The 13,058-nt window shown below is 59.8% G+C and carries 11 protein-coding genes; 10 read left to right on the forward strand and 1 reads right to left on the reverse strand.

Annotation, left to right across the window (positions count from 1 at the left end; all coding sequences use genetic code 11):
• Positions 1–93 precede the first annotated feature (93 nt).
• The 10 genes from ACIQTS_RS00915 to ACIQTS_RS00960 all read left to right on the forward strand — a co-directional run bounded on the left by ACIQTS_RS00915 (position 94) and on the right by ACIQTS_RS00960 (position 11,874).
• Positions 94–1,122, forward strand: a complete 1,029-nt coding sequence (locus ACIQTS_RS00915) for a LacI family DNA-binding transcriptional regulator (RefSeq protein ID WP_400288486.1) — start codon at positions 94–96, stop codon at positions 1,120–1,122.
• Positions 1,123–1,492: 370 nt separating this feature from the next.
• Positions 1,493–2,518: a LacI family DNA-binding transcriptional regulator gene (locus ACIQTS_RS00920; protein ID WP_105657624.1), complete on the forward strand. Its 1,026-nt coding sequence runs from the start codon at positions 1,493–1,495 to the stop codon at positions 2,516–2,518.
• A gap of 44 nt (positions 2,519–2,562) precedes the next feature.
• A complete protein-coding gene (locus tag ACIQTS_RS00925; protein WP_402470559.1) occupies positions 2,563–4,239 on the forward strand; it encodes an ABC transporter substrate-binding protein in 1,677 nt (558 codons plus the stop codon).
• A gap of 73 nt (positions 4,240–4,312) precedes the next feature.
• Positions 4,313–5,290, forward strand: coding sequence for an ABC transporter permease (locus ACIQTS_RS00930; protein WP_105657622.1), 978 nt, complete (start codon positions 4,313–4,315; stop codon positions 5,288–5,290).
• A gap of 5 nt (positions 5,291–5,295) precedes the next feature.
• Positions 5,296–6,270, forward strand: a complete 975-nt coding sequence (locus ACIQTS_RS00935; protein ID WP_105657621.1) for an ABC transporter permease — start codon at positions 5,296–5,298, stop codon at positions 6,268–6,270.
• Entirely contained in the window at positions 6,267–7,184 is a 918-nt protein-coding gene (locus ACIQTS_RS00940) for an ABC transporter ATP-binding protein (protein WP_105657620.1), read from the forward strand. The genes ACIQTS_RS00935 and ACIQTS_RS00940 overlap by 4 nt, the downstream gene beginning before the upstream one ends.
• Positions 7,181–8,128, forward strand: coding sequence for an ABC transporter ATP-binding protein (locus ACIQTS_RS00945; protein WP_402470563.1), 948 nt, complete (start codon positions 7,181–7,183; stop codon positions 8,126–8,128). Before ACIQTS_RS00940 ends, ACIQTS_RS00945 begins: the two co-directional genes overlap by 4 nt.
• Positions 8,129–8,136: 8 nt before the next feature.
• On the forward strand, positions 8,137–9,717 hold the full coding sequence (locus ACIQTS_RS00950; protein WP_402470565.1) for a glycoside hydrolase family 32 protein: 1,581 nt from the start codon (positions 8,137–8,139) through the stop codon (positions 9,715–9,717).
• A gap of 214 nt (positions 9,718–9,931) precedes the next feature.
• Entirely contained in the window at positions 9,932–11,203 is a 1,272-nt protein-coding gene (locus ACIQTS_RS00955; RefSeq protein ID WP_400288480.1) for a CynX/NimT family MFS transporter, read from the forward strand.
• Entirely contained in the window at positions 11,200–11,874 is a 675-nt protein-coding gene (locus tag ACIQTS_RS00960) for a FadR/GntR family transcriptional regulator (RefSeq protein WP_400288479.1), read from the forward strand. The genes ACIQTS_RS00955 and ACIQTS_RS00960 overlap by 4 nt, the downstream gene beginning before the upstream one ends.
• A gap of 27 nt (positions 11,875–11,901) precedes the next feature.
• Here the strand turns inward: ACIQTS_RS00960 and ACIQTS_RS00965 are convergent, their stop codons facing one another.
• Complete coding sequence (locus ACIQTS_RS00965; RefSeq protein ID WP_332731262.1) at positions 11,902–13,044, reverse strand: glutamate--cysteine ligase; 1,143 nt, start codon at positions 13,042–13,044, stop codon at positions 11,902–11,904.
• Positions 13,045–13,058 lie beyond the last annotated feature (14 nt).

Consider the following 13,058-nt stretch of genomic DNA (forward strand, 5'->3'; position numbering starts at 1 on the left):
AATGGATTTAGCACAAGACTCTAACAGCGTGGCCGAATCACTGCAATAGGCTAGGGTCGAATAATTGCATTCGAACTGTCTCAAGAGGGAAATGTGGAATCGCCTAAAGCCAAGCGGATAACAATTGCTGACGTTTCAGAAGCTTCGGGGATGTCCAAGGCTGCCGTCAGCATGATCCTGAACAATAAGCCGGGCACGCGACTGTCCGCCGAAGCCACGGAACGAGTGCGCGCGGCCGCCAAGAAACTGGGTTACCGGCCAAATGCGGCAGCCCAATCCTTGCGAAGCGGGAAGACGCGCACCCTGGGGTTCATCTCTGATCAAGTTACCGTGACTCGTTTTGCTTCCGAAATGATCACCGGCATCCTGCGCGCAGCGGAAGAGCGAGACCATACGGTGCTCATTGCTGAGACCTTCGGCAAGCCAGAGCAAATGGCTGAAGCAATAACGCAGATGACCCACCGGGACGTTGACGGGCTGATTCTTGGGTTCATGGATTCTCGCCAACGTGATTTGAAGATCCCGAAAACTGGATTGCCCACCGTGCTGGTCAACGGCATTGACGACAGCCCTTGCGTCGCAGTGCTTCCCAATGAGATGGATTCGGGGGCTAAAGCCGTGCAGAGGGTTATCGAATCCGGGGCGAAGGGTGTTGCGGTCATCGGTGAACTTGAAAACGCCGAAAAGGATCCGCGAACCTATCCAAGTATCTCTCGCCGCTTCGGCTCCCTGCGCAGAGCCTTAGCGGAATCAAACCTCGAAGTACTGGGCCACTGGGTGCTCGACGACTGGAACCCCACCGACGGATATGAAGCAACAATCCGGATGCTAGCCGACGGGTACAACCCTGACGCCATCATTTGCGCCAATGACCGCGTGGCCATGGGTGTCTTCCAAGCGCTCGCCGAAAATGGCCTGAAGCCAGGAACGGACCTGTCCGTGCTGTCTTTCGATGACGAGATCATTGCCAGCTACCTTCGCCCGCAATTGACCTCTATTCGACTTCCATATGAGGGGATGGGTGCTCTGGCCGTTGAGCTTCTGCTCGATGGAAAGCTGGAGCCCGGGGAGCATCAGATCGACATGCCGCTCATTGAGCGCGAGTCCATGAAATCCCGCTGACTCGTGGGCACAACCGAGCCGGCCGGTTCCGCGAACCTGATTTCCACGATTTCCTTTGTGTCCACCAGTGCCATTTCGGGGAATGGCTGCCATGCTTCGGGGTGCTGATTACGCCTCTGCCCTGTGGCATCGTGCCCCATTTGCCCTACTCAGCTGAATGAAGCAAGGGATTCCCATGTCTTGGATCCATGGCCTTGACGGTCAGGAATCGATCCTGTCAATGATTTTCACTGCCGCAAAACTTCTTCCTTGACAGCCGTAAGTGATGTAGGTTACCTTATTTCACAGCGTAGTAACGCGCGTTACTGAATCGTGTTAGCAAACCGTTGGCACGACGCGAAACGCACTGATCTCGAAGGGGAGGAGGGGCATGTCTCAGCAGTCAGTGACCATGGCCGACGTTGCCAAAGCAGCCGGGGTGAGCCGAACAACCGTCTCATTCGTACTCAACGGCCGGATGGAATCAAGCATCCCCGAAACCACAAGAGAACGAATCAACCAAACGGCGCGCGAACTGGGCTACCGCCCCAACGCAGCCGCACGAACCTTGGCCAGCAAACGCAGCTCCTGGTTCGGGCTGGTGACCGAAATTGCCACCTCGCCCTTTGCCACTGACGTGATCAAGGGAGCGCAGCAGGCAGCTTGGAAAGACGGCAACTTCCTCCTTATCGCACCCAGCGACGATGATCCAGGCATGGATAACCTCGCCGTTGAGAAGCTGCTTGAACAGCAGGTTGGCGGATTGATCATCGCGACTTCCTGGCACCGCCAAATCACGGTGCCGGAAAATGCAAAATCAGTTCCCTGCGTACTGGTCAACTGCTTCGATGCCGGAGGCCAATTGCCATCAATTGTTCCGGATGAATTCGGCGGCGGATACGCTGCCGCTGAAATCCTGGCCAAGGCCGGGCACACCAGCATCGGGCACATCACTCTCAAAACAGGAATTCCTGCGCAAATCGGACGCCAAGCCGGTATGAAGCAGGCCCTGCGCGATCACGGAATTGAATTCGATGATTCCCGGATCGTGCCTGGTGATGGAACTGCCGACAGCGGGTACCACGGTACGCAAACGCTGCTAAGCCAACTGGATCCGCCTACCGCAATTTTTTGCGGAAATGACCGGATCGCCATGGGCGCCTATGACGCAATCAAGGAACGCGGATTGCAGGTGGGAAAAGACATTTCAATCGTCGGATTCGATGATCAGGAAATTCTGGCACCGCATATGCGGCCAAAGCTGACAACCATTGCCTTGCCCTTCGAAGAACTGGGCATGGCGGGGGTGTCCCTATTGAATCAAATGGTAGAGGGCTCGCCGATCGAGAATCGCCAAATTACCATCGGCTGCCCCCCACGCATTCGTTCGTCTGTGGCCATGCACGGCCGCAGATGAACTTCCCCTCCGCTACACATCACATGAATGGATGAGGAACTTCAATGATAATCAAATACTTACGTCGCGCGCACCTTGCCGTGGCCGCGACCGCTGTGGCCGGCACCCTCGCCTTGAGCGGATGCGTCTCATCGAATCCAGGCGGAACTGAAGGGGGCGACGGATCAGCCAACGCCGCGTTCCTGACCATTCCGCGCGAGGACATGGGAACCTTCTCAAAAAACTTCAACCCCTTCTCGCCCAATGCTGCGCCAATGACCGGGCAGTCCATTTACGAATCCATGCTGGTCTACAACCCGGCAGGCGGCGACACCGTGCCTTGGCTGGCCACGGAGTGGAGTGCAGGCAAAGACGGAAAGTCGCTGGCCTTCAATCTGCGTCCGGGCGTTAAATTCTCCGATGGCACCCCGCTGACGTCCAAGGACGTCAAGCTCTCAGTTGAACTGCAAAAGGAACTGCTCGGCGGCTATGACTACCTGAAGTCCATCAAGACTCTCGATGACTCGACCATCGAGTTCCACTTCAAGCAGGCATTCACCCCGGCCCTCTACGAACTGGGCCAGCAGGTGATTGTCCCGGCCCACATCTGGTCCAAGTTCGACAAGCCCGGAAATGAAGAGAACCCGAAACCGGTAGGCACCGGACCATACACCGAAGTAGCCAATTTCCAGGCGCAGTCCTTCGAATTGGGCAAGAACCCATACTATTGGCAACCCGAGAAGCAGAATATCGGCGGCATCCGCATGCTCGCTTTCGCCGGCAACGACGGAGCCAACCTCGCCGCCATCTCCGGCGATGTTGACTGGACGCAAACCTACATGCCGGATATCCAATCGACCTACGTGGACAAGGATCCGGAGCACCGTCATTTCTGGTTCCCGACCACTGGCGCCGAAATCAACTGGCAGCTGAACACTACCAAGAAAGAATTCTCGGATGTTCGCGTACGCAAGGCGTTGAGCATGGCCGTAGACCGCGAACAGGTTGTCAAGGTCGGCATGTCCGACTACGCCAAACCAGCGGACTGCACCGGACTGTCCGGCAACTATGACAAGTGGCGCGACGCTGCGGTCGTCGAACAGTGCGACTGGACCACGCGGGATGTGGAAGGCGCAAAGAAGCTTCTTGATGAAGCAGGCTTCAAGGAGAATGCACAGGGGCAGCGCACCACCGCCGCTGGCAAGCCATTCACCTTCGATATCTCCGTGGGTTCAACCTCCTCGGATTGGCTTTCGGTAGCGAATATCATCGCCCAAAACCTCCAGGACGTGGGCATCAAGGCGACTGTTGATTCGCCGGATTGGGCCGCGGTGACCGCAAGCTACGAAACCGGTGAATTCGACACCGGAATCGTTTGGACCGCTAACGCTCCGACTCCTTACCAGTACTACCTCAACCTCATGGGCAGCCAGAACGTCAAGCCCGTGGGCAAGCAGACCTTTGACAACTACCACCGGTTCAGCGATAAAAAAGCAGATGAGCTGTTGAACAAGTTCGTGGCTGCCGGCGATGAGGGAGAACAGAAGCAGATCGTTAACGACCTGCAGGCTCGCTACAGCGAACTGGCACCGGTAGTACCGCTATTCGCCGGACCGGAATGGGGTGCCTACACCACTGAGAACTTCGTGGGTTGGCCAACCGAAGATAACCCGTATGCCACGTTGAGCAACCGGGCCCCGACCACCGTTCTGGTGCTCACCAGCCTGGAACCAGCGAACTAGCAACATTTTCCCTTCGCAGCGGGCGGATACCGTCCGCCCGCTGCGTTGCGATCCTTAGCCAAGGACACACAACATGAGTTTCCTCCTACGGCGCTTGGGCTTTTATCTCCTAGCCTTCTGGGCGTCAATCACCCTGAATTTCCTTCTACCGCGGCTGATGCCAGGCGATCCCGTCACCCGCATGCTGTCCCGCTCGCAGCAACGGCTTGAGCCACAACAAGTCGAAGCACTTCGAACCCTGATGGGAGTGGACGGCGGCCCCATCATCCCCGAATACTTTGGCTATCTTAGCCGTGTCTTGACCGGCGACTTTGGGATGTCGATTTCCCGTTTCCCCACTCCAGTCTCCGAGGTCATCGCCTCGCAGCTGCCGTGGACCTTGCTGCTGGGACTGACTTCATTGATTTTCGCCGTGATCCTCGGAAACCTCCTGGGCATCCTTGCCGCCTGGCGCCGTGGCGGCTTCTTGGACTCGGTTGCTCCACCGCTGCTGGTGTTCATCGGTTCTTTCCCGTATTTCTGGCTAGCCATGGGGGCCTTGTACATCTTCGGCATCAACATGGGCGTCGCCCCGATGCGCCATGCCTTCTCCGTAGGCCTGGTTCCCGGATTCAATCTCGAATTCATCCTGGACGTTGCAGCGCACCTGGTCCTGCCCGCGCTGACCATCGTGCTGGTTTCCCTGGGCGGCTGGATGCTGGGCATGCGCAACACCATGATTGCCACCAACTCCGAAGACTACATTTTGATGGCCGAGGCCAAGGGGCTGCGACCGCACCGCATCATGCTGAACTACGCGGCACGCAACGCGATGCTGCCATCGGTCACCAGCATGGGCATGAGCATCGGCTTCATCGTCGGCGGCGCACTGCTGACCGAAGTGGTATTCGCCTACCCAGGCGTCGGCTACCAGCTGCTCGGCGCTGTCCAAGGCCTTGACTACCCGCTGATGCAGGGCATGTTCCTGACCATTACTGCCGCGGTGCTGATAGCCAACTTCCTCGTAGACCTTGTCTACGTCCGACTCGACCCTCGCGTGCGGAAAGGCTGATCGCCATGACCCAGAATGCTACAGATCCACAGACTCTGGCTGCCTCGCAACCAGCGGAGGAAAGCGGATCCGCGCGTGCCAGAGTCAGTGCTACCCGGTTGCTGCGGACTTTGCTCCGCAACGGCAAGGCCGTGGCTGGGCTCAGCATCCTGCTTGCCTTTATCATCCTGGCCTTGCTTGCCCCGGCGCTCTTCCCCGGGGATCCGTCGCGGATTACCTCGGCCGGTGCCAGCGCACCAAGCATGGAGCATTGGCTGGGTACCACCAGCAAGGGCCAAGACGTTTTGGGGCTGACCCTGTGGGGTGCCCGCTCGTCGCTCTTCGTCGGCTTCGCCGCCGGCATCCTCTCCACCATTGTCGGCGTGCTGGTCGGGTTGAGCGGGGCCTACTTCGGCCGCGGCCTGGACGAGGTGCTCTCCCTGGTTACCAACGTCTTCCTGCTGGTGCCCGGCCTGCCGTTGCTGGTGATCCTGGCGGCATTCATGCCGCCTGGTCTTGGCACGGTGATCGTGGTGCTGATGATTACCGGATGGGCAGGCAGTGCACGCGTCATGCGTTCCCAGGCCATGTCCATCCGCGGAAAAGACTATGTTGCCGCGGCTTTGGTATCGGGCGAGCGCCCGCTGCGCATCATGGTCCGCGAAATGCTCCCCAATATGGCCTCGGTCGTCATGACCACGCTGCTTGGCTGCATCATCGGCTCCATCGGCGCACAGGCTGGGCTTGAATTCCTGGGCTTGGGCGACGTGAACACCATCTCCTGGGGTACCAACCTGTTCTGGGCGACCAGCGACGGATCGCTGATGCTGGGCCAATGGTGGATTTTCGTGCCATCGGGCCTGGCCATCGCCTTGGTCGCCTTCGCCTTGGCCCTGTGCAACTACGCGGTGGATGAAATCACCAATCCGCGCCTGCGCCGCCCGAAGCATGCAACGAAAAGCACCGCGGCGACTACCGTGGTGCGAAAGGAAGAAAAATGAGCGTCCCGGTATTGGAAGTCCAGGACCTGACCGTCGAGTACGTCAGCGACGAGAGAGCTGTGCGCGGCGCTGACCGGGTCAGCTTCGCCATCCACTCCGGTGAAATCTTCGGTTTGGCGGGGGAGTCCGGCTGCGGCAAGTCCACCATTGCCAACTCGATCATGCGCTTGCTGAAAGATCCTGCGCGGATCACCCACGGCAAGATCCTCTTTGAAGGCCAAGATGTGCTGGGCATGGACGAAGCGGAACTGCGCGCCTGGCGCTGGAACAACGTCGCCATGGTATTCCAGTCGGCGATGAACTCATTGAACCCGGTCACCCGAATTGGCGAGCAGTTTGTCGACGTGATCCGCACGCACCGTGGCGGCACCCGTGCTGCCGCGGTGCAGCGCGCCGAAGAGCTGCTCACCATGGTGCGCATCGATCCGGCGCGATTGCGGGCCTATCCGCACCAGCTTTCAGGCGGACAGCGCCAGCGCATTGTCATTGCCATGGCCTGTGCGCTGAACCCGCGGTTGCTGATCCTGGATGAGCCCACCACGGCGCTGGACGTAGTGGTTCAGCAAGAAATCCTGGAGCAGATCAGGGAACTGCAAAGCGAACTCGGATTCGCCATCCTGTTCATCACCCATGACATGTCGCTGATGCTTGAGCTCTCCGATCGCATTGGCATCATGTACGGAGGGCGCATCGTGGAGCTGGCACCGGCGCCGTCGTTGCGCCATGGTTCGAAGCACCCCTATACGCAGGCGCTGCTCGGGGCGTTCCCGCCCCTGCACGGACCGAAAGTCAAGCTCACCGGCTTGGCCGAAGGCACCAGATTCACCAACATCAAGGACCTTAGGCAGGTAGGCGAAGGCCATTGGGTCGCCCCGACCCAAGCCCCGGTCCTCACTCAAGGAGAACTGCCATGACCTCGACAGCTGCCAAGCACGCCTCTATGGTGCCAGTGGTGCGTATCCGTTCGCTGAGCAAATCTTTCACCAGCACCGCACTGTTCCGTCGCACGAAGGTTCCGGCCCTGAGGGGTATCGACCTGGATCTGCACCGCGGTGAAATCGTGGCGCTGGTGGGCGAATCAGGTTCCGGTAAATCGACGTTGGCCCGCTGCTTGGCATTGCTTGAGGCACCGGATTCCGGGGAAATGCTGGTCAATGGAAAGGACATATCCGGGCTCAAGGGATCAGCGGCCCGGAACTACCGCAGCGAAGTGCAAATGGTGTTCCAAGACCCTTTCGGTTCGTTGAACCCGGCCTTCCGAGTGGAGCACATCCTGGAACGCGCCTTGGCGCTGCACCAGCCAAGCATCAAGTCCAAGCGCGCAGAAATGGCCAAGCTGGTGTCCACCGTCGGGCTGAGCCCGGATGTGTTGTCCTCATTCCCGCACGAGCTCTCCGGCGGACAGCGCCAGCGCATTGCAATCGCCCGCGTGCTGGCCGCCAAGCCGAAAGTCATCCTGGCCGATGAGCCTACCTCCATGCTGGATGTCTCGGTGCGGATCGGCGTGCTGAATCTGCTGCACAAGCTGCGCGATGAGCATGGGATCTGCATCCTCTATGTCACCCACGACTTGGCATCCGCCCGCTATCTCTCGGACCGGATCGCGGTACTTAACGAGGGGCGAATAGTCGAGTCGGGCGAGTCCGTGCAGCTGCTGGACAATCCCCGGCATCCATACACCCGGCTGCTGGTGGGCGCGGTACCCGACCCGGACCGCGACAGCAGCCAGGATGCGTCGAAGCGCGCGGACCTGCGTGAACAGATCCACCGCTGGTCGGCCAGCACCACCCTGAAAAAGCACATGATCGATGAATCACGCCAGCACTGGGTGCTGGCCGGCGAAAGCGAAATGAATTGAATCTGGATATGAATGCCGCCTACGGCAGCGCCTCCCGGAGAAATGTTGTCAAAACCCTGGCTGCAGCCACCGCTTTGGGGCTGGCCGGGGTTGGCCCAGATGCAGCCCATGCCGCTCCCGCAGGCAGCTCCAAGACCAAGAAGGGCGTTTCCCCGGCCATGAGCTACCGTCCCAGCTACCACTTCAGCGTCCCCGACAATTGGAAGAACGACCCGCAGCGTCCGGTGTATCTTGATGGCGAATACCTGTACTACTACCTCTACAACGAGGACTACATTCTCGGCGGCAATGGGACCAGCTGGCGCATGGCGAGTACCACTGACCACGTGAATTTCACTGACCGCGGCGTAGCTATCAGCAAGCATGAGAGCCCCAACGGAGACTGCTGGTCCGGATCAATTGTCATCGACCAGCAAAACACCGCAGGATACGGGAAGGGCGCATTGATTGCGTTGGTCACCCAAGCACCCAATGGCATGCAGGCCCAGTACCTCTGGTACTCCACCGACAAGGGGCGCAGCTTCAAGCCCGGAGGGACCGAACCGGTTCTGGCCAACCCGGGCACCGATGCCTTCCGAGACCCGAAGGTGATCTGGCATGAGCAGAGCTCTCAGTGGGTCCTGCTCAATGCCGAGGGAGACCGCATCGGAATCTATGCTTCGGCGGATCTGAAGCAGTGGACGAGAACCAGCGAATTCGTGCGCACCACGCTGGGCATTCTTGAATGCCCGGATCTCTTCCAGATCCAGGCTTCGGATGGTTCCAGGCATTGGGTGCTGGGAACCAGCGCTAACGGCAAGCCCCGCGATTTGCCCGCTACCTACGCCTACTGGATTGGCGACTTCGACGGAAAGGCCTTCACTGCTTCTCAGGCCGAGCCGCAATGGCTGGATTGGGGCTTCGACTTCTACGGCGCGGTGACCTATCCAGACCACCACGTTGATGGCAGCGAAAATCCCGGAATGCGCCGCGCCATTGGCTGGAACAACTTCTGGGATTATCCGCATAATGCTCCGAGCATGGCCACCGATGGCTACAACGGAGACGACATGATTGTGCGCGAGGTGCGGATGGTTGCCGGACCGAATGGCAACTACCTCGCTTCTGTTCCGGTGGCGCAACTGGACAGGCTAGCCCGTGCAACCACCAAGTTCGGCAGCCCTGTGGTTTCGGGGGAGAAGATTCTCCCGTTCTCCAGCAGTGCTTATGTGCTGCAGTGCGAATTGCGGTGGGACCCGGCCAATCCGCCGGAAAACATCGGTTTCGAGCTGTGCCGGGCCGTATCCGGAACGCGTCATGTGGCAACCGGGCTCTATTTGGCCGGCGGGTTCGCCTATGTGAATCGCAAGCCGGGCTTCCATCCGGGGGATAAGGGCGAATCCAAGAGCCCATTGGAGGTACCGAGCGGGAAACTCGACGTGCGCATCCTGGTGGATCGCTCTAGCGTCGAGGTGTTCTTCGGCGACGGGCGGCTCGTCCACTCTCATCGCGTGTTCCCGCTGTCCACTGATGCCGGGATCAAGCTCTTTGTCTCCGGCGGGAAAGCGTCATACAAGAATCTCACGGCGCGCGAGCTGGGCTTCGCATAGGAGGCTGGCTGCTGCCAGGATCCAGGAAGCCCGAGGGTGGCTTGGGGTAAATCGGGTCGCGGGCCATCCTGCGGTGCTTGCCAAGTGCACGACGTAGCCGGCGTTCTGTCCCGAGCAGCAGCACTTGGCGGACGGAAGCGGGCACGCCGCGAGGTTCTGATGCGCTGGATCACAGGATTCGCCGCGTGAAACATCAAACGTCTAATGTTTAAACGTGATCGACAACGCATCAGAATCCGCGGCCCCGCCTCCTGCCAGCAAAGCCGCCAAGCATCCCTGGCGGGCAAGCGCACTGGCAGTTGCGGCGGTGATCCTCGTCGGGCTGAACCTGCGCATGGGTATTGCCTCGGCATCTCCGCTCTTCCATGACCTGCAGGAGATGATGGGGTACGGCACGTTCATCGCTTCGCTGCTGCCGACGATCCCAGTTTTGTGCTTTGCCGTGGCTGGCGCGGCAACGAGCTTGGTGATCCGCAGGACCGGACTGGAACTGGGCATCGCCCTGTCCTTGCTGCTGCTCACCGCTGGGCTGGCCTTGCGCATTGTCGATTCAACTTGGGCTTTGCTGGCCGGCACCGTGGTAGGCATGTGCGGCTTGGCCATCTGCAATGTGGCCATGCCCTCATTTATTCGAGAGCACCATGGGAACCGCGCCGCGTCGATGACCGCGGCCTACACGACCACCATGTCCATCGGCGCGACGCTGGCCTCCGCAATCAGCGTCCCGCTGGCGGTGAAGGCGGGTTCGCCGACGACGGCATTGGCTTTGTGGGCGATTCCCGCCGGCCTGGCTTTGCTGGTCTTTGTGCCGCTGTCCATCTCCGGGAAGCGTTCCGCTGTTCAGAAGGGCACGCATGTTTCTCCATGGCCGCTACTGGCCACGCGCAAGGGCTTGCTGTTCACCACTGTTTTCGGCATCCAGTCGCTGCTGGTCTATACCGTGGTCAGCTGGTTGCCGCATATCCTCATTTCGCGCGGGCTGGAGCCAGTTGATGCCGGCTTGATGCTGGGCATCGTGCAGGGAGTCAGCATCCCGGCAGTCATGATCATGCTCTGGATGGCTTCGAAGCCGGCCCTGCTGCGCAGTGCCTTCGTGCTGACTACCAGCTGCTCGGTACTCGGTTTTATCGCTCTGCTGCTCTTGCCGGTAGAACTGTCCTTGATCAGCTCGGTCTTAATTGGCCTGGGCTTCGGGGTGTTCCCGCTGGTGATGCTCATGCTCAGCCGCAGTGGCGGCAGCGCAGAAGAAACGACAGCAATGTCCACGGTGGCCCAATCTGTCGGCTACCTGATTGCAGCCATTGGACCCTTCGCCCTGGGGCTCATGCAGGGCGCATTGGGATCTTGGACGGTTGGCTTGGTGATCATCCTCGCCTTCGCTGTGGTGCAGCTTCTGTTCTGCTACAAGCTGGGCGGCCTGCGTACCGAAGCCGATTCGCATCCGTTGATCGAAGTGGACGGCTCGGCTGAAGCGGAGCGGCCATGAGCAAGACCCCATTGCGTCCGCCCTTGTCCGAAGAGGTTGTGGCGAAGCTGCAGAGCGCCGTAGCGCAGGGCCGCTGGAAGGTGGGGGACCGCATTCCGGCTGAACCCGAGCTGATGGCGGAAATGGGCGTCTCCCGCGGGACCTTGCGCGAAGCCATCAAGGCGCTGGCCAGCACGGGGATCTTCGAGGTCCGCCGTGGAGATGGCACCTACGTGCGCGCGACCAGCGAGATCAGCGGCACCGCCCAACGGGTGTACCGCGACCACTCCGACCAGGACGTGCTCCAGGTGCGATTCGCCCTGGATACCCAGTCGGCCCGGCTCGCTGCCAAAGCCGCTGATGCAAAAGTAGTCGAACAGCTGCGCGCTTTGCTGGGCCAGCGAAGCGAAGCATGGGGAAACCGGGATTATCCTGCGTGGGCGAAAGCCGACTGGAAATTCCATCTGGAAGTGGCGCGGGCTTCCGGTGTTCCGCTGATGCATGAGATCTATGAGAGCTTCGGGGATGTTTTCCACGGAACCAAGATGGTCCAGAGGCTTTCCGACGGATTCGATGGCTGCCTGCACGAGGGCCACGAATCACTGGTAGACGCAATCGAAGCAGGCGATCCCGAAGCAGCAGCTCGAACTGTTATCAAGAATCTTGATTACTGCATGAGCTGGATGCCTTAATTCCTGACTTCAAGGGCTCTGCCCGGACTAAACAGCCTTCATGCGCCGGACGTTTTCCTGCACCACTGCCTTGAAATCCCCGCCCGAAGCCGCAAAGGTATTGCGCTGCAACTGGTATTCCGCCCCGCGTTCGATCAAGCGGATGATGCCCTGCAGTTCCTCGGCGCATCCCAGCTGCTCGGCAATCGGTGCCAGGCGCTTGACCTCTGAGCGCAGGTGGTCGGTCACGAGCATCTCGTCGCCTTGGGCGTTGAGGATGATGATGGCATCCAGCCCGTAGCGGGCGGCGCGCCACTTGTTCTCCACTCGGAACCAGGCCGGCATGACAGGAATCTTGTAGCCGGCTTCGATTGATAGCGACATGTCGTGCACCAGGCACTGGGTCAGTGCGGTAAAGGCGGCAATGTCATCCAGAGAGCTCACGCCATCGCAGATGCGCATTTCCACGGTGCCCAAACGAGGTACCGGACGCACATCCCAGCGGATCTCGGAGACATCATCAATAACCCCGGTGTGCAGCATGTCTGTAACGTGGGATTCGTATTCGGACCATGAATCGAAGTGGAAGGGGATCCCGGCAGCTGGCAGCTGCTGGAACATCAGCGAACGCTGCGAAGCGTAGCCGGTGTCTTCCCCGCCCCAGTAGGGGGAGGAGGCGCTGAGTGCTTGGAAATGCGGCTGGTAGTTGATCAAACCGTCAGTGATTGGAAGCGCTTTTTCGCGATCGTCCAAGCCCACGTGCACGTGCACGCCGTAGATCACCATCTGGCGGCCCCACCACTGGGTGCGGTCAATCAGCTTGGCATAGCGGTCCTTGTCCGTCACCGGCTGCAAGGTCGGCGCGGCAAAAGGATGGGAGCCCGCGGAATACAGGTCCACGCCGTGGTTTCCGGCGACCTCGTTGAGCATGCGCACGTTGGTGCGCAGTTCCTCAGCCGCGTCTGCCACGTTGGTATGGACACCGGTGACCACCTCCACGGTATTCATCAACAATTCCGGCTTCACTGTCGGATGCTCATCTTCGCGGTCAAGACCGGCCTCATCCTTGAGCTGGTCAAGGATACTCTCGGCAACCGAGCACAAGTCCGCACTTTCGCGATTGACCAAGGCGATTTCCCATTCGACACCGATAGTGGATTGGGAAGAGTGGGCGAACTCGATTTTCTGCACGGCGCTCCTATTGA

The organism is Glutamicibacter sp. NPDC090743 (assembly GCF_044769125.1).
In the GTDB taxonomy this organism is placed as follows: domain Bacteria; phylum Actinomycetota; class Actinomycetes; order Actinomycetales; family Micrococcaceae; genus Glutamicibacter.